General features: G+C 71.5%; 19 protein-coding genes. 11 read left to right on the forward strand and 8 right to left on the reverse strand.

The genetic code is table 11. From position 1 onward, the window contains the following. The first annotated feature begins 38 nt into the window (after positions 1-38). A complete protein-coding gene (locus AC3CF1_RS00910; RefSeq protein ID WP_488449289.1) occupies positions 39-914 on the forward strand; it encodes an alpha/beta fold hydrolase in 876 nt (291 codons plus the stop codon). Positions 915-923: 9 nt separating this feature from the next. Here the strand turns inward: AC3CF1_RS00910 and AC3CF1_RS00915 are convergent, their stop codons facing one another. Genes AC3CF1_RS00915 through AC3CF1_RS00925 form a run of 3 tightly spaced genes read right to left on the reverse strand, consistent with a single transcriptional unit; the run spans position 924 to position 2,708 of the window. Further along, a complete protein-coding gene (locus tag AC3CF1_RS00915) occupies positions 924-1,421 on the reverse strand; it encodes a DinB family protein (RefSeq protein WP_088947863.1) in 498 nt (165 codons plus the stop codon). A gap of 46 nt (positions 1,422-1,467) precedes the next feature. After that, entirely contained in the window at positions 1,468-1,908 is a 441-nt protein-coding gene (locus tag AC3CF1_RS00920) for a VOC family protein (RefSeq protein ID WP_488449290.1), read from the reverse strand. After that, complete coding sequence (locus AC3CF1_RS00925; protein WP_488449291.1) at positions 1,908-2,708, reverse strand: carbon-nitrogen hydrolase family protein; 801 nt, start codon at positions 2,706-2,708, stop codon at positions 1,908-1,910. Before AC3CF1_RS00925 ends, AC3CF1_RS00920 begins: the two co-directional genes overlap by 1 nt. On the opposite strand from AC3CF1_RS00925, the gene AC3CF1_RS00930 reads away from it, so the two are divergent. The 3 genes from AC3CF1_RS00930 to AC3CF1_RS00940 all read left to right on the forward strand — a co-directional run bounded on the left by AC3CF1_RS00930 (position 2,707) and on the right by AC3CF1_RS00940 (position 5,970). Beyond that, the gene (locus tag AC3CF1_RS00930; protein ID WP_488449292.1) at positions 2,707-3,627 is read left to right on the forward strand and encodes a DedA family protein; all 921 of its coding nucleotides are present in this window, start codon (positions 2,707-2,709) and stop codon (positions 3,625-3,627) included. The genes AC3CF1_RS00925 and AC3CF1_RS00930 overlap by 2 nt on opposite strands. 768 nt (positions 3,628-4,395) lie before the next feature. Then, complete coding sequence (locus AC3CF1_RS00935) at positions 4,396-4,956, forward strand: hypothetical protein (RefSeq protein WP_488449293.1); 561 nt, start codon at positions 4,396-4,398, stop codon at positions 4,954-4,956. A 594-nt stretch (positions 4,957-5,550) separates the two neighbouring features. Further along, on the forward strand, positions 5,551-5,970 hold the full coding sequence (locus AC3CF1_RS00940) for a protein-tyrosine phosphatase family protein (protein WP_328534564.1): 420 nt from the start codon (positions 5,551-5,553) through the stop codon (positions 5,968-5,970). 114 nt (positions 5,971-6,084) lie between these two features. Here AC3CF1_RS00940 and AC3CF1_RS00945 read toward each other — a convergent pair whose 3' ends face one another. Continuing rightward, positions 6,085-8,361 (reverse strand): ATP-binding cassette domain-containing protein, encoded by a 2,277-nt coding sequence (locus AC3CF1_RS00945; protein ID WP_488449294.1) that lies wholly within the window; start codon positions 8,359-8,361, stop codon positions 6,085-6,087. 164 nt (positions 8,362-8,525) lie between these two features. Between AC3CF1_RS00945 and AC3CF1_RS00950 the strand changes: the two genes are divergently transcribed. The 3 genes from AC3CF1_RS00950 (at position 8,526) to AC3CF1_RS00960 (ending at position 11,435) form a co-directional block, all read left to right on the forward strand. Continuing rightward, on the forward strand, positions 8,526-9,293 hold the full coding sequence (locus tag AC3CF1_RS00950; RefSeq protein ID WP_488449295.1) for a MerR family transcriptional regulator: 768 nt from the start codon (positions 8,526-8,528) through the stop codon (positions 9,291-9,293). 14 nt (positions 9,294-9,307) lie between these two features. Next, on the forward strand, positions 9,308-10,516 hold the full coding sequence (locus AC3CF1_RS00955) for a D-alanyl-D-alanine carboxypeptidase family protein (RefSeq protein WP_210792889.1): 1,209 nt from the start codon (positions 9,308-9,310) through the stop codon (positions 10,514-10,516). A gap of 70 nt (positions 10,517-10,586) precedes the next feature. Then, positions 10,587-11,435 (forward strand): peptidylprolyl isomerase, encoded by an 849-nt coding sequence (locus AC3CF1_RS00960; RefSeq protein ID WP_488449296.1) that lies wholly within the window; start codon positions 10,587-10,589, stop codon positions 11,433-11,435. A 132-nt stretch (positions 11,436-11,567) separates the two neighbouring features. On the opposite strand, the gene AC3CF1_RS00965 is transcribed toward AC3CF1_RS00960, so the two are convergent. Next, the gene (locus tag AC3CF1_RS00965; RefSeq protein WP_488449297.1) at positions 11,568-12,605 is read right to left on the reverse strand and encodes a LacI family DNA-binding transcriptional regulator; all 1,038 of its coding nucleotides are present in this window, start codon (positions 12,603-12,605) and stop codon (positions 11,568-11,570) included. A 223-nt stretch (positions 12,606-12,828) separates the two neighbouring features. Here AC3CF1_RS00965 and AC3CF1_RS00970 point away from each other — a divergent pair, with 223 nt between their 5' ends. Further along, positions 12,829-13,683, forward strand: coding sequence for a M15 family metallopeptidase (locus AC3CF1_RS00970; protein WP_488449298.1), 855 nt, complete (start codon positions 12,829-12,831; stop codon positions 13,681-13,683). Between the two features lie 48 nt (positions 13,684-13,731). Here the strand turns inward: AC3CF1_RS00970 and AC3CF1_RS00975 are convergent, their stop codons facing one another. Beyond that, the gene (locus tag AC3CF1_RS00975) at positions 13,732-14,919 is read right to left on the reverse strand and encodes a spore photoproduct lyase family protein (protein ID WP_488449299.1); all 1,188 of its coding nucleotides are present in this window, start codon (positions 14,917-14,919) and stop codon (positions 13,732-13,734) included. A gap of 158 nt (positions 14,920-15,077) precedes the next feature. Here AC3CF1_RS00975 and AC3CF1_RS00980 point away from each other — a divergent pair, with 158 nt between their 5' ends. Beyond that, a complete protein-coding gene (locus tag AC3CF1_RS00980) occupies positions 15,078-16,388 on the forward strand; it encodes an RICIN domain-containing protein (protein ID WP_488449300.1) in 1,311 nt (436 codons plus the stop codon). Here the strand turns inward: AC3CF1_RS00980 and AC3CF1_RS00985 are convergent. Continuing rightward, positions 16,383-17,390 carry a helix-turn-helix transcriptional regulator gene (locus AC3CF1_RS00985; RefSeq protein ID WP_488449301.1) on the reverse strand — a complete coding sequence of 336 codons (1,008 nt, stop codon included), beginning with the start codon at positions 17,388-17,390 and terminating at the stop codon, positions 16,383-16,385. The two genes, AC3CF1_RS00980 and AC3CF1_RS00985, sit on opposite strands and share 6 nt — an antisense overlap. Before the next feature lie 181 nt (positions 17,391-17,571). On the opposite strand from AC3CF1_RS00985, the gene AC3CF1_RS00990 reads away from it, so the two are divergent. Together AC3CF1_RS00990 and AC3CF1_RS00995 are read left to right on the forward strand one after the other, a co-directional pair. Then, the gene (locus AC3CF1_RS00990) at positions 17,572-19,569 is read left to right on the forward strand and encodes a GTP-binding protein (protein WP_488449302.1); all 1,998 of its coding nucleotides are present in this window, start codon (positions 17,572-17,574) and stop codon (positions 19,567-19,569) included. 347 nt (positions 19,570-19,916) lie between these two features. Further along, positions 19,917-21,116 carry an RtcB family protein gene (locus tag AC3CF1_RS00995; RefSeq protein WP_488449303.1) on the forward strand — a complete coding sequence of 400 codons (1,200 nt, stop codon included), beginning with the start codon at positions 19,917-19,919 and terminating at the stop codon, positions 21,114-21,116. Between the two features lie 41 nt (positions 21,117-21,157). On the opposite strand, the gene AC3CF1_RS01000 is transcribed toward AC3CF1_RS00995, so the two are convergent. Then, the gene (locus AC3CF1_RS01000) at positions 21,158-21,949 is read right to left on the reverse strand and encodes a maleylpyruvate isomerase family mycothiol-dependent enzyme (protein WP_088947875.1); all 792 of its coding nucleotides are present in this window, start codon (positions 21,947-21,949) and stop codon (positions 21,158-21,160) included. Positions 21,950-21,958 lie beyond the last annotated feature (9 nt).

A 21,958-nucleotide genomic window follows, 5' to 3' on the forward strand; every position in this document is an offset into this window, starting at 1 on the left:
CTCGCCCATCGGTTTCTGCCGGTCGTAGTCTCACCGACATGACGACAACGCAGACACACACCCTCGCCGTACCCGGCGTCGACCTGGTCTACGACGTCCGCGGTCCGCTGCCCCCGTCCGGCGGGCACCCCGTGCTGCTCATGATCGGTCAACCGATGACGGCGGAGGGCTTCACCGCGCTCGCCCCGCACTTCACCGACCGTACCGTCGTCACCTACGACCCACGCGGGCTCGGCCGCAGCGTCCGCAGGGACGGTCGCATCGACCACACGCCGCGGCAGCAGGCGGCCGACCTGCACCTGCTGATCGAGGCGCTCGGCGCCGGCCCGGTCGACGTGTTCGCCAGCAGCGGCGGTGCGGTGACGGCACTCGAACTCGTCGCGACGTACCCGCACGACGTCGTCACGTTGGTGGCGCACGAGCCGCCGATCAACGCGGTGCTTCCCGACGCCAGCGCCGCCGAGCGCGCGCGGGCCGGCTTCTACGAGGCGTACCAGGCGAAGGGCACCGGCGCCGGCATGGCCGCGTTCATCGCGATGACGTCGTGGCAGGGCGAGTTCACCGATGCCTACTTCGCCCAGCCGACGCCCGACCCGGCGATGTTCGGCATGTCGACCGACGACGACGGCACCCGCGACGACCCGTTGTTGTCGCAGAGCTCGTGGGCGATCACCGACTACCAGCCCGACGCGGGCCTGCTCACCGCCGCACCGACCCGGATCGTGATCGCGGTCGGTGAGGAGTCGGCGGGGACGTACACCGCGCGGACGGCCCTCGGCATGGCGGCCGTCCTCGGTCAGCAGCCCGTGGTGTTCCCGAGTCACCACGGCGGCTTCCTCGGCGGTGAGTTCGGCTACGCGGGCAAGCCGGAGGAGTTCGCGACACGGTTGCGGGAGGTGCTGGACGCAGGCTGACTGCCCGCGCTATTCGGCCAGGAGCTGCTCACGCAGGATTTCGGCGTGCCCACAGTGCTGGGCCAGCTCGCGCAGCACGTGCAGGTACACCCAACGCAGCGGCAGCGGGCCGCGCCGGTTGCCGCGGAGCACGTCGTCCAGGCCCAACGACGCCGTCGCGCGGTGGGAGGCTTCGCACGCCTCGCGGTGTGCTCGCTGGATCGAGGCGATCGTGTCGTCGTCATCGAGGATGAACGACTCGTCCGGCGTCGCGGGAATGCCGATCTCGGAGCGGGGCCGGCAGGTGACGGCCTCGTCGAACCAGACCTTCTCCACGAACGTGGCGTGCTTCACGAGACCCAGCAGCGTGGTCCGGGACGGCACCAACGACCGGCGCGCCTGCTCCTCGGTCATCCCGTCCAGGCAGCCGTTGAGCGCCCGGCGGTGCTCGTCGATGAACGCCTCGATCTGCGCCTGCGCCGGCTGGTCGATGACATCGTGAGCGAACGTCCCCGGAAAAGAAGTCACCCGCGAAGCATTCCAAGGTCATGGTCGAGACGCAAACACCAGCCGCTCAGCCGAACGAGGTGAGCGCGCCGCGCTCGTCGAAGCGGGCCGTGCCCGCCCAGGCGATCTCCCAGCGGTTGCCTTCCGGGTCTGCGATGTAACCGGAGCGCCCACCCCAGGACCGATCGGTCGGCGCCGCCACCACCGTCGCGCCCGCCTCGACGGCCGCGGCGAAAGCCGTGTCGACCTCCTCGCGGCTGTCGACATTGCAGGCCAGGGTTACGCCCGACCAGCCACCGGCCGGGGCGGGCGCGTCCGGCGCCGCCTCGGCGGCCAGCTCCGGCAGCGGGTAGAGCGCGAACAGGACACCACCGAGCAGGAAGGCCGACCAACCATCGTCGCTGGCCGGCAGCTCAGGCCACCCCAAAGACCGGTAGAACGACCGCAACGTCACGATGTCGCGTGCTCCCACCGTGACCACGGACAGTCGGGAGGGGACAGTTCTCATCAGCTGATCCTGCCCGAGGCGTACAACACTGTGCTGACCGACTCGCCCGGCTCGGTGCCCGCGCGCGCGACGACCTCGCCCTGCGGCGTCCACACCCCCGACCGTCCGGCCGCCTCGGTGTAGCCACCGCCGGTCGAACCGGCGAAACTCGCCACCGCCACCCAGACCCGGTGGGCGGTGGCGATCCGGTGCGCCCGCTGGTCCGTCACGGCGGCGTCGCGCGCGGACTCCAGGACACCCGCCGCGTAGACGTCGATCCCGAGCGCCGCGGTCCGCTCCGCGTGGGCGGCGACCCCGGTGTCCTTGCAGATCGCCAACCCCATCCGCCAACCGTCCACATCGAGCACGACCGGCGCATCGCCCGGCCGGAACCGGCGGGCCTCCGCGTCCCCCAGCCACATCTTCCGGTACGCCACGGTCGCACCGGCCCCGGTCACCGCCAGCACCGCGATGTGATCACCCGCGACCGGTGCACCGGCCAGGGCCAGCGCGCCCACCTCGCCGCACGCCTCGACCAATGGCGCCAACCGCGGGTCATCGGACGACACGACCGGGGCGTCCAACTCGTACCCGGTCAGCGAAAGCTCCGGAAAGACCACCACCCGGGCACCCGCCGCACGGACCGCGGCGGCGTGCGCCCGCGCGTTCGCCGCGACATCCAGGGGTACGCACAGCGGCTGCGCCACCGCGAGCCGTAGCGGGGTGCGGGTTTCCGCACCCCCGCCGGTGGGGTCCACCCGCGCGGCCGGGCGGTCAGCCTCATGGTCGGCTCTCAGGATCACTTCGTAACGTGGGCGCATGATTCGAACGTCCCACGCCGTGCTCGCCACCGGAACCCCCACCGCTGCGGCCGAACCACCCCAGGATGGGATGGTCGGCTACGTCAGTGACCTGGTGGAACGACTCGGTGGGCCGGGTGCCGGCCTGGCGGTGGCGCTGGAGAACCTGTTTCCGCCGATCCCCAGCGAGGTGATCCTGCCGCTGGCCGGGTTCGTCGCCGCCCAGGGGCGGATCAGCCTGATCGGTGCGATCTTCTGGACCACACTGGGCTCGGTGGTGGGCGCGCTGGCGCTCTACCTGATCGGGGCGTCGCTGGGCCGGGACCGGATGCGCGCCATCGTGGCCCGACTGCCGCTGGTGAAGCTCACCGACGTGGACCGGACCGAGGCGTGGTTCCTCCGGCACGGCGTGAAGGCGGTCTTCTTCGGCCGCATGATCCCGATCTTCCGGAGTCTGATCTCCATCCCGGCCGGCGTTGAACGGATGCCCGTCGCCACGTTCCTGCTCTACACCACGCTGGGCAGCCTGATCTGGAACACGACCTTCGTGCTCGCCGGCTACCTGCTCGGCGACAACTGGCATCTCGTCGAGGGGTACGTCGGCATACTCCAGAACGTCGTGATCGTGGCCTGCGTGGCGGGCCTGGCCTGGTTCGTCGGGTCGCGCGTGCTGCGGGCACGGCGCGCTGCCCGTAACCCCGAATCGGATGACCTCGACTCGGGCCGGTCATCGGGTGTGCCCGGTGGGGTCGGTTCCGGTGGTGGCTTTGATTCGGGTGGCGGCTCCGGTTTGGGTGGCGGCTTCGGTTCCGGTGGTGGTTACGGGGCCGATGGTGGGTTTGGCGTGGATCGTGGGGTTGGGGCTGGCGGTGGTGTGCCGGATCCGGGTGGTCGCGGCACGCTCTACCGCAGCGGTTCATGGGGATCCGACCAGCGGTAGGGCCGGTTTCGCGGCATCGGTTGCGATTCTGGTCTTTCCAGAACGTCTGCCTCGAACGGTTTCGCTGCCGGCGAGGTGACCTTTCCGGGCCGCGATGGATTCGTCCCGTGACTCAAGGGCCCGGTTGGGGTGATTGTCCGATCCGGGCGGCCCTGGCACTGACGCCCTTGGACTTGATCGACTCGGTCTTCGTGAAGTCGGGGCATCCAGACGTCTTGGATGCCCCGACCTCCCTGAAGCCGAGTGGATCATGCCCGGCCGGGGTGGGTTCGTGACCGCCGGGGTGGGACTTTGGGTGATTTGCCGGATCCGGAGGCTCCGTGGGCAGTGACCGGCTACACCCGTCGGTCGGAATGATGGCCGGGGCGGGGTCGTTACACACTCTGACGATCGCAGGACCACCGGCTCACCGCCCCGCCCGCCGGGTGCCGTCGGATGGCCCGGCCTGCGGAATGACCCCGGGCCCCCGGTCGTTGCAGTCCCCACGAGCGACCACCCCGCCACCGCTTCACACGAGCGGACGTCGGTGGATGGGCCCACCGGGGAATGACCCCCGACCCCCGGTCGTTACACATGGACCCGGCGCCCGAGCCCTCCGCTCGCAGGCCGCCGACCCGGCCCCCGCAAGCCCCCCGGCTTAACTGGTGCCGATCTCCCCGAAGACTTTTCCCTTTGTTTGATGCAGCGCCGGACGAGGTGCTCACACCCTTGTGTCGCCGACCCCCCTTGGCGGTGCGGGTGTTTCCTACCCCCGAAGGAGCTACCCCCATGAACACGATCTTCCGTAAGAGCATGTTGTCTGTTGCTGGTCTCGCGTTCGCCGGTGGTGTCTTCGCCGGCCCGATCGCCGCCCACGCCAACCCCGTGGATGCCAAGCCGGTGGCGGTGGCGGTGCAGTCGGCCGCCCCGAAGCCCCAGGGCGAGCAGTCCCACATCACCCTGAATGACGAGCAGACCGCCAACGTCAAGGCGATCATCGCCGCGACGAAGAAGGCCGGCCTGCCCGAGCGCGCCGCGGTGATCTCCATCGCGACGAGTCTGCAGGAGTCGAAGCTGGAGAACCTGGGCCACCTCGGCGACGCCAACGACCATGACTCGCTGGGCCTGTTCCAACAGCGCCCGACCAGTGGTTGGGGCACCCCTGAGCAGATCACCGACCCCGCCTACTCCACCACCGCGTTCCTCAAGGGCCTCCGCCAGGTCGACGGCTGGCAGGACATGGCGCTGACCGACGCCGCGCAGACCGTCCAGGTCTCCGCCTACCCCGACGCCTACGCCCAGTGGGAACAGCAGGCCACCGACCTGGTCGCCCAGCACTGGAACAGCTGACACCAACACGAACACTGAACGACCCGACCGCTGGCCGGCACCCCCACCCGGGGTGCCGGCCAGCGGCATTTCCGTTTCCGTGCGGCAGGCGCACGGGCTGGTCGCTGCGGGGGATGGCGTGCGCGGCCGACGCCCGGCTCGGTGGTGGGTGGATGGTCGTGGCCGTGCGGCGATCGGCGGTGCAACTCGACGACGGGGCGATTCGGCGGCGGCAGACCGGCCGGCGGTGCGGCGAGCCCACGTGGCGGGCGGTGCGGTAAGCCCACGTGGCGGGCGGTGCGGCGAGCCGTTGCGGTGGGCAGTCGCCTGCCAGCGGGGACGGCGGACAGCCGGGCGGTGCATCGGACGGGCGGGTGCGGTCAGGTGGGGGAACAACGTGGGGGCCGAGCCGGTTGTGGTCAGTGTCGGTGTGACTCAGTGTCCCCGGGCCTCACCTAATATGCCTTCGCGGAATACCGTTCGGCTGGAGCCGCGCCGCGCCACTCGCCGAGAGGCGACCTGCACACCGACACCAGCGCCGCCCCCGAGCCCACAAGGGCCGGGGGCGGCGCTGTCTGTGCCCATGGATCAGTCAGTCGGCGGCACAATGCTCGGATGACCGAGCCGCAGCCATGGTCCGAGCAGTCGGGCGTACTCGTACTCCCCAGCGGGGCGACGGTGCGCGGGCGCCGCATCGGTGCGGTGACCTCGCCCGCCGACTTCGCCCTGCTGTTGGCGTCTGGTCCGGAGCCGACCTGGCCGCACCGGAAGATCCGGTGGCCCGATTTCTGGGTACCGCTCGATCGGGCGGACGCCCTCGATGCCCTACGGGTGGCGCTGCGGCGGGCGCACGACGGGGAGCGCGTCGAGGTGGCCTGTCGGGGTGGGGTGGGGCGCACCGGAACGGCGTTGGCCGCGCTGGCGATCCTCGACGGCCTGCCTGCCGACCGGGCGGTGCCGTGGGTCCGGGCGGGCTACCACCCGAAGGCGGTGGAGACGCCCTGGCAGCGACGCTGGCTGCGCCGAGTGGCCTGACCGCCGCGGCCATCGGCCGACGCGTGGCCGACCACCGCCCGCCCGACCACCCGGCCCTCGACCGCCGCAGCCGCGCCGCCCAGCGCAGGCTCCGCTGACCGTCGGGTCGCGCGCCTAGGCGACTGCTGCCGCCTCGCCGACGTACTCGCGCAGGTGGGTGGCGGTGAGGGTGTCGCCGTGGGCGACCAGTTCGGCGGGTGTGCCGGTGAAGACGATTCGGCCGCCGTCGTGCCCGGCGCCCGGGCCGAGGTCGACGAGCCAGTCGGCGTGCGCCATGACCGCCTGGTGATGCTCGATGACGATCACCGTGTTGCCGGCGTCGACCATCCGGTCGAGCAGGGCCAGCAACTGGTCCACGTCTGCGAGGTGCAGGCCGGTGGTGGGTTCGTCCAGCACGTACGTGGTGGTCTTCTCCGCCAGGTGGATGGCGAGCTTGAGTCGCTGCCGTTCCCCGCCGGACAGGGTGGTCAGCGGCTGACCGAGGCTGAGGTATCCGAGGCCGACGTCGACCAGCCGGCCGAGGATGAGGTGCGGGAAGAAGGCGTGCGCCTCGGTGACCGACATGGCCAGCACCTCGCTGATGTTCTTGCCGCGCAGCGTGTACGTGAGCACCTCGTCGGTGAAGCGTCGCCCCTCGCACCGTTCGCAGACGCTCGCGACGCCGGCCATCATCGCCAGGTCCGTGTAGATCAGCCCGATTCCCTTGCAGGCCGGGCAGGCGCCCTCGGAGTTGGCGCTGAACAGGGCGGCCTTGACGCCGTTGGCCTTGGCGAAGGCGGTACGGATCGGGTCGAGCAGCCCGCTGTAGGTGGCCGGGTTGCTGCGTCGGGACCCCCGGATCGGGGACTGGTCCACGATCACGACCCCGGCCCGGCCGCGCAGCGACCCGTGGATCAGTGAGCTCTTGCCGGAGCCGGCGACTCCGGTGACCACGGTGAGCACCCCGAGTGGGATGTCCACGTCCACGTCGCGCAGGTTGTGCAGGTCGGCTTGGCGGATGGTGAGCTGCCCGGTGGGCCGGCGCGTCTCGTCGCGCAGTGTCACCCGGTGGTCCAGGTGCCGGCCGGTGAGCGTGTCGGAGCGGCGCAGTCCGGGGACGTCGCCGGTGAAGCAGATCCGGCCACCGTCGGTGCCGGCGCCCGGCCCGAGGTCGACCACGTGGTCGGCGATCGTGATGGTCTCCGGCTTGTGCTCGACCACCAGCACGGTGTTGCCCTTGTCGCGCAACCGCAGCAGCAGGTCGTTCATCCGGGCGATGTCGTGCGGGTGCAGGCCGACTGTGGGTTCGTCGAAGACGTACGTGACGTCGGAGAGGCTGGAGCCGAGGTGCCGGACCATCTTCACCCGTTGGGCCTCACCTCCGGAGAGGGTGGCCGACTCCCGGTCCAGGCTGAGGTAGCCCAACCCGATCTCGACCAGGGACTCCAACAGGTCCCGGAGGTTGGCGATCAGTGGTGCCACCATGGGGTCGTCGATGCCTCGGACGAACGTCGCCAGGTCGCTGATCTGCATGGCCGAGCAGTCGGCGATGTTGCGTCCGGCGATCCGCGATGACAGGGCCGCCGCGTTGAGTCGGGTGCCGGCGCAGTCGCCGCAGGTGGTGAAGGTGACGGCCCGGTCGACGAAGGCGCGGATGTGCGGTTGCATCGACTCGCGGTCCTTGGTCAGCAGGAGCCGCTTGACCTTGACGGCCAGACCCTCGTACGTCCAGTTGTTGCTCCCCACCTTGATCTTGGTGGCCGGCTTGTGGAGGAAGTCCTCCCACTGTTGCGGGGTGAAGTCCTGCAGCTTGACGTCCGGGTCGAACAGGCCGGAGCCGACGATGGTCTGCCAGTACCAGGAGTCGACAGCGAAGTTCGGCACGGTGATCGCGCCGTCGTTGAGGGAGCGCTCGACGTCCACCAACTCGTTGATGTCGAGGTCGGAGACGCGGCCCAGCCCTTCACAGGTGGTGCACATGCCCTCGGGCAGGTTGAAGCTGAACGCCCCGGCGCCGCCGATCGACGGCTGGCCGAGCCGGCTGAAGAGGATCCGCAGCATCGCGTACGCGTCTGTGGCGGTGCCGACGGTGGAGCGGGAGTTGACGCCCATCCGCTCCTGGTCGACGACGATGGCCGCGCTGAGGTTGCGCAGCGAGTCGACGTCCGGCCGGTTGAGGTTCGGCATGAACGACTGGAGGAACGCGCTGTAGGTCTCGTTGATCATGCGCTGGGACTCGGCGGCGATGGTGCCGAAGACCAGCGACGACTTGCCCGATCCGGAGACACCGGTGAAGACGGTCAACCGGCGCTTGGGGATGTCGACCGAGACGCTGGCGAGATTGTTCTCCCGCGCTCCGCGTACCTCGATCATGTCGTGGCTGTCGGCGGCGGACCATGCTGGCTGCGACATGCGAACCCTTCACAGAGTCGTGGCGGGACTCTTCCCCGCGATGCTGGCGGGTTCCATTGTCTCATTCATCACCATGTAGAGACTTTTGCCGGAATCGGAGCGCTCACGTCAGCAGCACGTCCCGGAAAGTCTCAAATCACGTCGTAAGCGGTAGGGTGACTCGCGTGGACGGCACCCGGGAGAGTCGGCTGCGCGCCGTCGACCTGGCGGCCACCGTGGGGATCTCGGTGCAGCAGGTGCGCAACTACGTCGAGTCGGGGGTGCTGCCGCCGGCGGGGCGCACCGCGAGCGGCTACCGGATCTTCACGACCGAGCACGCCCGGGCGCTCACCGTGGCGCGGCGGTTGGCCGAGGGGCACGGCTGGGGTCGTACCCGGGAGATCATGTCGGCGGTGCACGGGGGTGACCTGCCGGCCGCCCTCGCGGCGCTCGACGGCGGTCACGCCGAACTGGACCGCGAACGCGCCGAGATCCGCCGGGTGCTCGGCGCGTTCGAGACCGTGCTGGCCAGCCCACCGGCGGCCCGGCCCGCACCACGCCGCGCCGCCCGCATCGGCGAGGTCGCCGCCCTGGTCGGCGTCCGGACGTCGCAGCTACGGCTGTGGGAGCAGCGCGGGCTGCTGCGGCCGCGCCGCACCCCGGGCACCAACTACCGGGTGTACGACGAGGCCGAGCTGCGTGCCGCGCAGGTCATCGCGTTGCTGCGCCGAGGTGCGTACCCGTTCGAGATCATCGAGGCGGTGCTGGGGGAGTTGCGGACCACCGGGAGCCCGCAGCGGGTCCGCGCGGAGCTTGCCCGCCGCGAGCAGGAGCTGCACGCACGCAGTCTGCGCCGGCTGCGGGGCAGTGCCGCCCTGGACGACTACCTGCGCGCTCGCGAGGAGGCCGGGCGACCGACCGCGGCAACCCGTCCCGCCGGAGGATCTTGTTGACCAGGGTCGGGCACATGAGGACTGCGCTGCTGGCGGCCACCGCGTCCGCCGTTCTGCTCGCTCCCGCGCCGGTCGCCTCCGCCGGAGCGTCCGCCGCGCCGGTCGTGCGGTGCCCCCGCGCGCCGGCGCCGGGGGTGTCCCGCCCGCCCCGGCCCTCGCCCCCGCCCGGCGTGCCCGAGCAGCGGGTGGTCGGCGGCGCGGCGCTGGACACGACCGGCCTGGTCGCGCCGGCCGGCGTCAGCGCGCCACCGGGGGTCAGCGCCACCTCCTGGCTGATCGCCGACCTGGACAGCGGCCAGATCCTCGGCGGGTGCGGCCCCCACGAGTACGGCACCCCGGCCAGCGTGCAGAAGCTCCTGCTCGCGGCCACGATGCTGCCCCGGCTCGACCCGAAGCAGACGGTCACCGTCACCGAGGATGACATGAACATCGAGCCCGGCTCCTCGGCAGTGGGTCTCGTCGCGGGCGGCCGGTACACCATCGAGACCATCTGGCTCGGGTTGCTGCTCAACTCCGGCAACGAGGCCGCCAACGCGCTGGCCCGACTCGGCAGCGGGACCGACAGCGCCGCCGGCGTACGCGCCATGAACGAGCACGCACACCATCTCGGCGCGCTCCAGACGCACGCGGTAACCCCGTCCGGGCTGGATGGCCGGGGGCAGTTCACCAGCGCGTACGACCTGGCGTTGATCGCCCGGGCCTGCTTCGCTGATCCGACCTTCCGCCGGTACGCGCTGACCGAGCACACGCGGATTCCCGTCCAGCCAGCGCAGCGCACCAAGGGTTTCGAGATCCAGAACGAGAACCAGCTCATCTACCGGTACCCGGGAGCGCTCGGCGGCAAGACCGGCTTCACCGACCTCGCGCGGCACACCTACGTGGGCGCGGCGGAACGCGGCGGGCGACGCCTGGTGGTGACATTGCTGGGCGCGGAGTCCACGCCCATGCGCGGTTGGGAGCAGGGCGCCGCCCTGCTGGACTGGGGTTTCACGCTGCCCCGGGACGCCTCCGTCGGCCGGCTGGTCGAGCCGGGTGAGTTGACCGCGACGCCGTCGGCTGCGCCGTCCGCGCTGGCGGCACCGGGTGCGCCTCGGCCGGCGGCAGCCAGCGGGCCGACGCGTACCGGCTCGGGTTGGCTCTGGTCGGTGACCGCGGTGAGCGCCGCGGGTGTGGTGATGCTGCTGGGCGGGCTGCTGTGGCGCCGCCGCCGTCGGCTGCCCTGACGAATCGACATCCGGCGCTGCCCTCCATAGACTCCGGTCGTTCTGGCACCACGAGTCCAGGAGGATCCCTGTGTCGAGTGAACTCCCACCGCGCCCCGGCGTGGCGGCACCCCGCCGACCGGTGCGCGCCCTGACCCGCCTCGCGGGGGTGACAGTGCTCGCCGGGGCGCTGGTCGTCGGCGCGTCCGCCGCCGCGGTCGCCGCGCCGGGCCCGTCGGGCGATGCGGTCACCGCGTCCGCCGCGCCGCCCACCGCTGCCGACGCCGCCACCCGACCGCCGCGCACCACCCACGGCCCCTGCGCGTACACCGAGACGCCGGACGAGCCCGCGGCCCGGCCGGTGCCGCTGCCACCCGACCCGCGACGCACGCCGGCCCGGGGCACCGTCCGGGTGACACTGGCGACCAACCACGGGCCGATCGGGCTGACCCTCGACCGGGCAGCCGCGCCGTGCACCGTGCAGAGTTTCCTGCACCTGGTGGGCAAGCGCTTCTACGACCGCACCCCGTGCCACCGGCTCACCGCGTACCCGACGTTGAGCGTGCTGCAGTGCGGTGACCCATCGGGCACCGGCGAGGGGGGCCCGGGATACCGGTACCGCGACGAGCTGCCGACCGACCTGCCGCCGGCGCCCACCGACCCGACCGGGGAGCGTCGGGTGTACGCCCGGGGCGTGCTGGCCATGGCCAACGCCGGGCCGGACACCAACGGCAGCCAGTTCTTCCTGGTCTACGCCAACTCGGCGCTGCGCCCCAACTACACGATCTTCGGCGAGGTCGACGCGGCCGGCCTGGCCACGCTGGACCGGATCGCCGCCGGGGGAGTGGCGCCGACCGCCGAGGACCCGGCACCCGTCGACGGCGCGCCCGCGCTGCCGGTGACCATCCGCAAGGCCGTCCGCACGCACCACCACCACTGACGGCGTCGGCGCGGTGGGTGACCCTCGGTCGCTCACCGCGCCGTACGGTCGACTGGCGTCAGCCGCGCAGCGCCGGAATTCCCGGAAGTGGACCGGAAGTGGTCCAACCGGATTCCGACGCAGTTCCGGCCGTCACGACGGGTCGGGCGACCCGGTCGGTGGGGCGGCGGTGCTGTCGCGGACGACCAGTTCGGTGGCCAGCTCCACCCGGGGCGAGTCGATGCCCTCGCCCTGGGACAGGCGCAGCACGGTCCGTGCCGCCAACCGTCCCATCTCGACCAACGGTTGGCGCACGGTGGTCAGCGGTGGGGACGCCCAGCGGGCCTCCGGCAGATCGTCGAAGCCGACGACGCTCACGTCGTCCGGGACTCGCAGCCCCCGACGCCGGATGGCCTCGTAGACGCCGAAGGCCATCTGGTCGCTGGAGGCGAAGATGCCGGTCGGCGGGTCGGCGAGGTCGAGCAGCGCGGTGCCGCCGGAGAACCCGGAGGCGTGGTAGAAATCGCCCGGGTAGATCAGCTTGTCGTCCACCGGCACACCGGCGGCCTCCAACCCGGCCCGGTAACCGTCGAGCCGGGCGCGGCTGCACAGCAGATGCGTCGGCCCGGCCACGAAGCCGATGCGGCGGTGCCCGATCGACAGCAGGTGTTCGGTCGCGGCGAGACCACCGGCCCAGTTGGTCGCCCCGATGGTCGGCACGTCCATGGCCGGCACGCCGGCCGGGTCGACGACCACCACCGGCACGTTGAGGCGACGCAGTTGCGCGTGCAGCGGCGGGCTCAGGTGGGAGGTCACGAAGATGACGCCGTCGGTGGCCCGGGTGCGCAGATTCTGCAGCCACTGCCGGGCCGCGGTGGGCTGCCGGTGGATCGCGGAGACCACGGTGCCGAGGCCCGCGCCGTGCCCGACATCCTCCACACCCCGGATGATTTCCACAGCCCAGGGGCTGTCCAGGTCGTTGAAGACCAGGTCGATGAGGCCGGCGCGGCGCACGCTGCGGCTGGTGCGCCGCCGGTAGCCGTGGTGGCGCAGCAACTCCTCGACCCGCTCCCGGGTGCCGGGAGCCACATCGGAGCGACCGTTGAGCACCCGTGACACGGTCGGCACCGACACCCCGGCCTCCCGTGCGATCGCGGTGATGGTCACCCTGCGTCCGTCGTCCGCGCCCACCCGCGTCTCCTTCACCGAGCCGGAGGAACGACCACAAGACGTCGTCCACCGTGTGTCCCGAAACGGCGTGCCCGTTCCACGCGTCATCTTGCCTCACGGGAGGGGGTTCACGACATTCCAGGTGAGTGCTGATGATCACCGAAGTTGCGGAAATCTTCCGGAAAAGCCAGTGGATCATGTCCTGTTGCCGCGGCGGCCCGAGCGCGGCTGATAGACAGGGTCGGTGGGTAACAGCATCGGGGTCGTGCTCGTGCTCGCCGCGCTGCTCGGGGGCTGTTCGCGGCCGGAGCCCCGCCCCGCGCCGGTCGCGTCGCAGCCGACCTCGGTGAGCCCCTCGCCGACCCCGGCATCGGTGGGCCCGCCGACGCCGACCACCAGCGAGCGGCTGCCGGGGTTCGTGGTCCTGACCGACCTCGACCCGCGCATCCACGCCGACATCCGCTACGCGACACCGCACAACTTCGTCGGCCGCCCGATCGCCGGTTACCCCGAGCCGTTGTGCCTGCTCACCCGGCAGGCGGCCGAGGCGTTGCGCCGCGTGCAGGACGCCGCGCTGGCCGGTGGGCACAGCCTCAAGGTGTACGACTGCTATCGCCCGCAGCCGGCCGTGGACGACTTCGTCGCCTGGTCGAAGCGCCCCGACGAGCAGCAGACCAAGGCCGAGTTCTACCCGGACGTGGCCAAGAACCGGCTCTTCGCCGAGGGGTACATCGGGGCGCCCACCGCGCACAGTCGAGGCAGCACCCTGGACCTGACCCTGGTCGACGAACCGGCCGCCAGCCAACCCCCGTACCGGGTCGGGCAACCGCTGGTCGCCTGCACCGCGCCCCGGGGGCAGCGCTTCGCCGACAACAGCATTGACATGGGTACGGGCTTCGACTGTTTCGACTCCCGGGCGCACACCGCCGACCCTCGGATCACCGGGACGGCGCGCGACAACCGCCGGTTGTTGCAGCGGCTGATGACCGACGCCGGGTTCGTCAACTACGACCGCGAGTGGTGGCACTACAGCCTGCGCGACGAGCCGTACCCGGACACCTTCTTCGCCGAGCCCGTCGCCCGCTCGTCGGTCGGCTGATCCTCCGCGGTCAGGCCGATCCTGTGCGGTCAGGCTGGTCCTCCGCGGTCAGGTCCAGTAGAGGATGCGGCAGGCCGGTACGCGGGCGGCCAGCTCGGCCGTGAACCACTCGCGCAGCTCGGCCATCGTGTCCCGGGGGTAGACGTACTTGATCGCGCCGAACTTGCCGTGTTTGCGGGTGCGGGACTCCTCGTCCATCTCCAGCCGGGTCCGTGGGTACCAGCCGAGCAGCACGTCCTTGCTGCCCGGGGTGAACCGGTGGGTGATCAGCTCGGCGGTCAGGTCCAGCTCGGGGACCCCGTCGACCGCCGCGCGGACCTGGTCGAGCAACTCGCCGTAGCGTTCCCGCCAGTCGGGCATTGCGATGATCGGCGCGATGGTCAGCCCGACCGGGTAGCCGTCGAGCGCGAGCCGGCGCAGCGCCGCCAGGCGGTCCGGCACCCGGGCGGTGCCGCCCTCGAACCGAACGCTCACCGGGGCGCAGTTGACGCTGAACCGGACCCGGGTGCGGCCGGCGTGCGGCAGCCCGACGAAGGTGCCCACGTCGGCGTACTTGGTGGTCCAGCGCAGTTGCACGGGCGCGTCCCAGTCGGCGAAGTGCTGCACCGCCCGCCGCCAGCTCCCGGTCAGGTGTTCCAGGGCGAGCGGGTCGGTGTAGCAGGACGCCTCGAAGGTGGTGCCCTCGTCGGCGCGTCGGGCGTTGCGACTGGTCACCGTCCCCCGACCGGCGTACGCGGCGAGCCCGTCCAGGATGTCGTCGAGGTCCGCGTACACCCGGGTGACCGGCGGGCCGGACAGTGATCCGGCGAGGTAGCAGTACTGGCAGTGCGCCGGGCAACCCTCGGCGAGGTCGACCCGCCAGTCGGCGCTGGGCGCGATGGGTTGCAGGTCGCGCCGCGACGGTGGGCTCACCACGATCGCCATGGTCGCCTTCGCTCGGGCGTACGTCTCCCGGTCGGTCTGCCCGCGGACCCCGGTGAGCCGGTTGGCCCGCAGGCGTTCCACCTCGATGCCCTGCGCCTGCACCCGCTCGACGATCCGTTGGCCGTGCGGGTGGTCGAGGGCGGCCGGGGTGGCCACCACCCGGCTCGGGGTCCAGCGGCGCGCCGGCCGGGCCGCTGGTGCGAGGCCGGCCAGGTCGCGAATCGGCACCCGCTCACCGCTGGCGTCGTGCGGGGCGGCGGGCAGGTCCACGGCGAGCGGTTGGTCGACGTCGACCGCGTCCGGGCTGGTCATCCGGCTGGGGTACCCGTTGCCGCAGGAATCCCACCCGGATCGGTCGGGTCGCGATTGACGACACCGGAGACGCGACATAATCTTTCGTCTATCTGTAAGGCTTGTGAACAGAAGCAGGTCGACGCGGCGGCGCGCGTCCCCACCGAAGGGACGATCAGGTGATCGCAGAACTCTCCTCCCGTACCAGACGGATCGTGTCGTTGTTCGTCGCACTGCTGGTCGCGCTGAGCGCCGGTCTCGCGGTCAACGCCTCGCGTGCCGCGCAGGCCGCGCCGACGTTCAAGGTCCTGGCCTTCTACAACGGCACCTGGGACGCCGCGCACATCGACTTCGTCAAGGACGCCCGGGCCTGGTTCCCGCAGGCCGCCGCCCAGTACGGCTTCTCCTGGGAGGCCACCAACAACTGGGGCCTGCTGAACACCGCGAACCTGGCCCAGTACAAGGTCGTCATGTTCCTGGACGACGCGCCGCCCACCGCGCAGCGTGCCGCGTTCCAGCAGTACATGCAGAACGGCGGCGCGTGGCTGGGCTTCCACGTCAGCGCGTGGACCGACAACCCGTCGAGCTGGAGCTGGTACTACAACACCTTCCTCGGCACCGGCGCGTTCCAGACGAACACCTGGGGACCCACCCGGGTCACGATGCGCGCCGACAACCGCACCCACGCCGCCACCCGGAACCTCCCGGCGACCTTCCCGTCGTCGATCAGCGAGTGGTATTCCTGGAGCAACGACCTGCGGCAGAACCCCAACATCGACATCCTCGCCTCGGTCGACCCGTCCAGCTTCCCGGTCGGCACCGACCCCAACCAGTCCTGGTACGGCGGCTACTACCCGCTGGTCTGGAGCAACCGGCAGTACAAGATGCTCTACGCCAACTTCGGGCACAACGCGATGAACTACAACACCAACACCGGGCTGTCGTCCACCTTCGACAGCGCCCAGCAGAACCAGCTGCTGATCGACGGGCTGCACTGGCTCGCCGGCGCCGGCACCGTCCCCCCGACGACGCCCCCGCCGACCGGCGGCCCGATCTCGCCCACCGCCTGGCACACGGTGGTCAACCGGGGCAGCGGCAAGTGCGTCGACGCCCGGGCCGCCGCCAGCGCGAACGGCACCGCCATCCAGCAGTACGCCTGCAACGGCAGCGCCGCCCAGCAGTACCAGTTCGCGCCGACCAGCGGCGGCTACCTGCGGGTCAACAACCGCAACAACAGCGCGCAGGTGCTCGACGTGACCAACGTGTCGACAGCAGACTCCGCGCCGATCCAGCTCTGGTCCTACAGCGGCGGCAACAACCAGCAGTGGCGGGTCGAATCCGAGGGCGGCGGCTACTACCGCCTGGTCAACCGACTCAGTGGCAAGTGCCTCGACGTGCCGGCGGCGTCCACGGCGGACAGCGTCCAGCTCGTCCAGTACACCTGCAACGGCACCGCGGCGCAGTCCTTCCGGCTGGTGCCGCAGTCATAGCTCCACTGCCGCGTCCGCGCCGGGGTGAACCGCGATTCGCCCCGGCGCGGGACCGGCGGCCCGACCGAACCGGGCGGCGACGTCGCGGATGACGGCGCGCAGCTCCGGTGGGTCCAGCACGTCGAAGTCGACAGCGAGGGTGCCGAGGAAGGCGGCCAGGTTGCCCAGCGACTCGCCGCCGGTGTGCAGCAGGCAGGTCTGCCCGTCGATCGCCTCCAGCAGGCCAGCCGTGGTCGGGATCCGTTGCGCCATCTGCTCGGCCGACGCGTGCAGGCGTACCCGTGCCGGGTGTGGCCAGGCGGTGGAGCCGACGCCGCGCAGCACGTGCGCGACCGCGTCGCCACCCGGCGGCTCCCGGGGCGTGAAGCGTGGGCCGGTCGGCACCCGGGGCCGGATCCGGTCGGCGCGGAAGGTGCGCCAGTCGGCCCGGTCGGTGTCCCAGCCCAGCAGGTACCACCGGCGCCCGGTGTAGACAAGCCGGTACGGCTCGACATCGCGCACGGTCGCCGTGCCGTCGTGTCCGGCGTAGTCGAACCGCAGCCGCTCCCGGTGATGCACCGCCGTGGAGACAGCGGTGAGCGTTTCGGCGTCCACGGTCGGGCCGCCGCCCGCGGCGGAGACCGTCGCCGTGCGCAGGGCGTCGACCCGGTGCCGCAGCCGCGACGGCAGCGACTGTTCCAGCTTCGCCAGCGCCCGCAGCGACGTCTCCTCGATACCCGTCACCGACCCGCCCGCCGCGGCCCGCAGCCCTACGGCCACCGCCACCGCCTCGTCGTCGTCAAGCAGCAGCGGTGGGAGCGCGGACCCGGCACCGAGCTGGTAGCCGCCGCCGACCCCGGGGTGCGACTCGATCCGGTAACCCAGCACCCGCAGCCGCTCCACGTCAGTGCGTACCGTGCGGGTGGTGACCGCCAGTCGATCGGCCAACTCCGCGCCGGACCACTCCCGGCGGACCTGGAGGAGGGTCAGCAGCCGCAGCAGCCGCACGGAGGTCTCCACCATGGCGGCAAGTCTGCCAGCGGTCTCGGACACTCATGGGAGCGTCGGTTATTCGGTTGCCCGACCCGACGACGGCCTGCTGAACTACCCGAAACCGCCACCAACCTCCAGGGAGCACCAATGCGCGCTGCGTCGATGTCCGACCAGAAGCGATCTGTCGCCTACCTGAAGGACCTGACGCTGCGTGAAAACCCTGAACCTCGGCATCCTGGCTCACGTCGATGCCGGTAAGACCAGCCTGACCGAGCGGCTGTTGCACGACGTCGGTGTGACCGACCAGCTCGGCCGGGTCGACGCGGGCAGCACCCAGACCGACACCCTGGCACTGGAACGGCAACGTGGCATCACCATCCGCTCGGCTGTCGTCTCCTTCGTCCTGGACGACGTGACCGTCAACCTGATCGACACGCCCGGTCACCCGGACTTCATCGCCGAGGTCGAGCGGGTGCTTGGTGTGCTCGACGGCGCGGTGCTGGTGATCTCCGCTGTGGAGGGGGTGCAGCCGCAGACCCGGGTGCTGATGCGGACCCTGCGCCGGCTGCGCATCCCGACGCTGATCTTCATCAACAAGGTCGACCGGGCCGGCGCGGACAGCGAACGGGTTTTCCGGGCGGTCGCGGAGAAGCTCACGCCGGCCGTCGTGGCGATGGGCTCGGTGGCGGTGCCGGGGACCCGCGGCGCCTACTGCACGCCGTACGGCCCCACCGACCTCGCCTTCACCGACCGGCTGCTCGACCTGCTCACCGGGCAGGATGACGTGCTGCTCGCCGACTGGGTGGCGGACACGTCCTCGCTGCCGTACCCGCGCCTGCGCGCCGCGTTGGCGACGGGGACCGGCCGCGCGCTGGTGCAGCCCGTGTACGCCGGCTCGGCGATCACCGGTGCCGGGGTGGACGCGCTGATCGCCGGGATCACCGAACTGTTGCCCACCGTCCAGGGCGACGCCGACGCCCCGGTCTCCGGCACCGTGTTCGCCATCGAACGGGGCCCAGCCGGAGAGAAGATCGCCCTGGTCCGGCTCTTCGCCGGCACCATCCGGATTCGCGACCGGGTCCGCGTCGGGGCTGTCGACGCTGAACTGGTCACTGCCGTACGAGTCGTCGCCCATGGGGCCGACGTGGAGGCGTCGGCGGTCGAAGCCGGCCACATCGCCCGGTTGTGGGGTCTCAAGCACGCTCGGATCGGCGACCCGGTGGGCGTACCACCCGAACGTGGCGGCGCGGACCGCCACTTCGCGCCGCCCACCCTGGAGACGGTGGTGGTGCCGACAAGCCCCGGAGACCGGGTCGCGCTGCACGCCGCGCTGGTCCAGCTCGCTGAGCAGGACCCGCTGATCAACCTGCGGCAGGACGACCGGCGGCACGAGATCACCGTGTCGCTCTACGGCGAGGTGCAGAAGGAGGTCATCCAGGCCACCCTTGCCGACGACTTCGGCGTGGGGGTGACGTTCCGGGAGACCAGCACGGTGCACGTGGAGAGGGTGTGCGGCATTGGCGAGGCGGTCGAGGTGATCGCTGTGGCGCCCAACCCGTTCCTGGCCACCGTCGGGCTGCGGGTCGCGCCGGCGCCGACCGGTGCCGGCGTGACTTTTCGGCTCGGCGTCGAGCTGGGTTCGATGCCACCGGCCTTCTTCACCGCCGTGGAGGAGACCGTGCGTCGAACCCTGCGCCAGGGCCTTCACGGGTGGGAGGTCCCCGACTGCGAGGTGACGATGACCCACGCCGGTTACTGGGCGCGGCAGAGTCATTCCCACGGCACCTTCGACAAGAGCATGTCCAGCACGGCGGGGGACTTCCGCAATCTCACCCCGTTGGTGCTGATGGCCGCACTCGCCCGCGCCGGCACGCGGGTCCACGAGCCGGTACACCGCTTCCGGCTGGAGGTGCCGGGTGACATCCTCGGCACGCTGCTGCCCGCGCTCACCCAGCTGGACGCGGTGCCGACCGACACCACCGGGCAGGGCGGGTCCTACCTGGTGCAGGGTGAGATCCCGGCCGGTCTGGTGCACGCGCTGGAGCGTCGCCTGCCTGCGCTGACCCGGGGGGAGGGCGTGCTGGAGACCGAGTTCGACTGCTACCGGCCGGTGCGTGGTGCCGCCCCCGTCCGGACCCGCTGGGACAACAATCCGCTGGATCGCAAGGAGTATCTGCTGGCGGTCGCGCGCCGGGTCGGCGGCCGGTAGCGGCGATATCCATTGCGGACGCGCCGTGGCCCTCCTAGTCTCGTCCGTGCAAGGTCAACCGATCACACCCCGAGGGGAGTACGCCGTGCCGCGACGCACCCGCACCGATGCCGCCTCGCACCTGCTCCCCGTCGGCGCCGCTGTGCTCATCACCGCCAAAACCTGTGCCTGCCGCCCATTGCGGCGCATCGACCCGGGGTGGCGCGACTGACGTCGACGCTGACGCGTCCGTCGGCCGCCCATCCCACCGGGATCGGGCGGCCCTTTCGTATCCGCGTACCGCCGCCGGGCCCCGGCCAACCAGCGCATGATCATTAACGGTCACCGCACGAAAGAAGGAGACCACTATGGGATTCACCCCTCTCGCCGGCACCCGGGCGCCGGTCCGGGTCTGGACCGACCCGTACGCCATCGAGCCGCAGGCCGCCCGGCAGCTGCGCAACATCGGAGCGCTGCCCTGGGTGCAGGGCGTCGCCGTCATGCCCGACGTGCACTTCGGCAAGGGCGCCACTGTCGGTTCGGTGATCGCGATGCGACAGGCCGTCTCACCGGCCGCGGTCGGCGTCGACATCGGCTGCGGGATGTCGGCGGTCCGCACCTCGCTGACCGCCGCTGATCTCCCGGACGACCTGGCCGCGCTGCGCTCGGCCATCGAGGCCACCATCCCGGTCGGCTTCGCCCAGCGGCAGGACATGGTCGACACCCGTCGGATCCGTGGTCTGGAGCAGTCGGGCTGGGACGACTTCTGGGGCCGGTTCGCCGGACTGGACCGGCGGGTGGCGCAGCTGGAGACGCGGGCGCGTCGGCAGATCGGCACCCTCGGCGGGGGCAACCACTTCATCGAGGTCTGCCTGGAGCAGGGCGGCGCCGACGAGGGACGGGTCTGGCTGATGCTGCACTCCGGGTCCCGCAACATCGGGAAGGAGCTGGCCGAGCGGCACATCGGGGTGGCCCGGGGCCTGCCGCACAACGCCGACCTGCCGGACCGGGACCTGGCGGTGTTCCTCGCCGGCACGCCGGAGATGGACGCGTACCGGCGGGACCTGTGGTGGGCGCAGGAGTACGCGCGCCGCAACCGGGCCGTCATGCTGGCTCTGCTCTGCAACGTGGTGCGCGAGCAGTTCCCGCAGGTCTCCTACGACGAGCCCATCTCGTGCCACCACAACTACGTCTCGGAGGAGAGCTACGACGGGATGGACGTGCTGGTCACCCGCAAGGGCGCGATCCGGGCCGGCCGGGGGGACCTGGGCATCATCCCCGGGTCGATGGGCACCGGGTCGTACATCGTGCGGGGTCGGGGCAACCCGGACGCGTACTGCTCGGCGTCGCACGGGGCGGGGCGTCGGATGTCCCGGGCACAGGCCAAGCGGACGTTCAGCACGGAGGACCTGGCCGCGCAGACCGCCGGGGTGGAGTGCCGCAAGGACGCCGGGGTGGTCGACGAGATCCCCGGCGCGTACAAGGACATCACCGAGGTGATGGCCCAGCAGGAGGACCTGGTCGAGGTGGTCGCGCACCTCAAGCAGGTGGTCTGCGTGAAGGGTTGAGAGGCCGTGCGGACCGGGTGACCGGCCCGCACGGCACCGGCTCAGAAGCCCACGAAGACCCGACGCAGGTCGTCCAGGGTCACCGGCCCGGTCACCCGGACCCCCTCCGGGGTGTGCTGGGGACCGAGCCGGCCGGTGGCCAGCCGCAGCCACGCCTCGGCGGGGGCGGTCAGCTCCCCGTCGGGCTGCTCCGGCGCGTCGACGACGTCAACCTTCTCGCCCAACCGCAGCCCGAAGGTCCGCTCGGGCGCCTGCAACCGGACCAGCAGGGTGGCCTCCCGACCGCCCAGCTCCTGCGGGCGGCTGGTCCAGGCCAGCATGCCGCCGATCTGGTCGAGCAGCAGCCCCACCGCCGCCGGCGTCACCGCCGCGAACGAGTTGAACCCCACCTCGACGTCCCACTGGTGCAGGGCGAACTCGCTGAGGCGGAACCGGGCCGCGGTGGCCACGTCGACCGGCTCCGGCAGGAAGCCGAGGTCGATCCGCATGGAGGCCCGGGTCTCGGCGTCCAGCGCCTCGTACGCCTCGACCAGCCGCTCGTTGGTGGCGAGGAAGCCGGCGGCGTGCTCGGCCGGGGACATCGCGTCCCAGCGTGCCCAGACGCCGCGGTTGAAGTCCCCGTCCGGGCCGGGCGCGCCGGTGCGGGCGGCGTCCAGCGTCGCCAGGTTGATCTCGGCGCCGCTGCCCAGGTGGCTCAGCACCTGGGACACCTGCCACTCGCTGGCTCCCGACGGGCGGAGCAGGTCGTCTTCCTTCAGGTCCCGTACGAGCGCGGCGAGCTCCTCGTGGCCCGCGCGCAGAGCCGTGATGATCTGGTCAGCAGGGGTCGACATGGATCTCCT

This window comes from Micromonospora sp. MGP-C2, assembly GCF_057766525.1.